Genomic DNA, 2,002 nt, shown 5'->3' with positions numbered 1-2,002 from the left:
CCTGTGGAAGTGCCGGTAGAACTCCGTAAGGGGGCAATACCGCCAGGGCGTATTTTCAAACACTTCGGGAAGATTCCTGCAATACACATGGCCGCAGATGTCCGCCTCGTAATTGTAGTTCCAATGGCTGTATACAGGCCGGGCGCCAGACTTCTAGCATTTTTCCGAGTAGTTATAATAAAATTCTTCCCAGTGGGTCGGGCCGTTCTTGTCGAACTGGATGAACAGGCGGGCGTTCTCGTAGGCTTCTTTTCNGGGCATGTCTCCGATATAATAGCAGTTGGTCTTGATAATACGGATGACAATTTCATCCGGGGCGGTTTTCTGAATTATTTGGCAGGTGTCCCGATTTTCAATCCAGCCCCTCCGGCCCCTGGATTTCAGTGTAAGCTCCCGCTTGCAGTGGGGGCAGGTCCCCTTGGCGTTGTATTTCAATCCAGAGAGCGTGACTTCATGGCCGCNATTGGTGCAGATGCCCTTCACGGATTTCTGGCNTTTCTTTTCATAATCATAGAAGAAATAGGCGGGCAGGGTCTGATACGCCCAGGATTGCCAACCACGGGGCAGAGGCGGCACACAGGCCATGCGGTTTTGAACTTTCTGGCGGCGCATTTCAAGGCGCTTTTCCAGCCGCTGGGCTTTCATGGCGCTTTGGGCCTGAATTAAAGCGTCAAAGCCTTTGTTTATGCCGTCATGAAAGTAGCGTTCCAGGCGCTCCTGGTCCTCCGGCGAGTAAAAGGCGCAGTATCTCGCAAAGCGCCAATCTTTTCCCAAATTATCAAAGGACGCCGTTCGCCAGAAGGTCTTGCCATTCNCATTCCCGGCCAGAGTAATATAGCCGTCTTTGGAGTGGAACATGGTCCAGATGGGCCGAAAATCCCCCTGGGCGGCATGTTCCCGGTCATGTATGTACAGTACCAGGGTCTTCCTGTGACTGATAATTCTGACCGCCGTTTGGACAATATACTTGACCTGTTCCGCATGGAGAAGGCCGCTGTCCATAGACNTGGCAGCGCCGGGAGCGGCGAACTCCCGGCAGGCTTTTTTATTTAACATAGCTTATACTGCCTCCCCCAACAGGCTGATTTGGCCGTCAATAGCGGCCTTGGACTTCTTCTCGGGTGCCTTCTTCGTGGCGCTGCCGGAAGCAGGCTTGGATACGGCCTTGGGTTTGTCCTGGTCCTCGGGAGCGTCCGGGTCGTTGAAATACGCCTCGGCCCATTGATAACAAAGGCCGTCCGGGATGTCGATACCGTAGACGCCGTTCTCGTGGGATTCCCCCAGGTCTTTCATTTCCCGCTCGGCGAACTCACGGGCCTTGCGATAGATATAGCGAAAGCAATGCGCCATAGTCTTGCGGGGATGCAGGACCCGGCGTGCGAACTCCGGATTCTCCCGGCACAGAGCTTGAATATGCTCGGACACGCAGTCTTTCATGTTGCGCCGGGTAATACGCTCCGTGTCGGCGCTGACACGCTGGACGGAGAAAGCCGTCACGTCCTGGTCGCTCATGGCGGCAATGCGGTCAAGCTGGAGCTGTCCGGCGGTTTCACTGGGGCTGGGCATATCGGGAGCCGGTTCAGGCACGGGGGCCGGTTCCGCCGCTTTCGGTTCCGGATGGCCCGCCGGCTTCGCCGGAACAGCCGCTTGGGCAGACCGGTCCTTTGCCCGTGAATCGTTCCGGGCCTCAATCGCCATGTCGGAGAAAATACTCATGGGGACCTCCTTTTTTTNGATACAGGATTTTTGCGCAGGCAATACACGCATAGAAGAAGAAAGCGGGGAGAAATACACGCCGGAGCGTAATACACGCTGGGGTTGAAAACAGCGAAAAAGTTCCGGATTTGACTTGTANGATTTGTAGNACTTTTTTTCAGGTTTCGCTCCTATATATTTNCCTANTACACATATGTGTTATAAATAGATATTTCTATAAACTTTCTTAAAAAAAGACTTACAAACCCTACAACATACGTCAATCCCTTGCAGCCGTAAGGTTTGA

1 protein-coding gene is annotated in these 2,002 nt (G+C 53.6%); it reads right to left on the bottom strand.

The window, feature by feature from the left end; translation table 11 throughout:
- Window positions 1-1,059 precede the first annotated feature (1,059 nt).
- On the bottom strand, window positions 1,060-1,716 hold the full coding sequence (locus JX325_RS15885; protein ID WP_204792025.1) for a Cas9 inhibitor AcrIIA9 family protein: 657 nt from the start codon (window positions 1,714-1,716) through the stop codon (window positions 1,060-1,062).
- Between the last annotated feature and the right edge of the window lie 286 nt (window positions 1,717-2,002).

Source organism: Oscillibacter sp. CU971 (assembly GCF_905219725.1).
GTDB lineage: Bacteria > Bacillota > Clostridia > Oscillospirales > Oscillospiraceae > Oscillibacter.
This window is presented reverse-complemented; position numbering and strand designations above follow the sequence as displayed.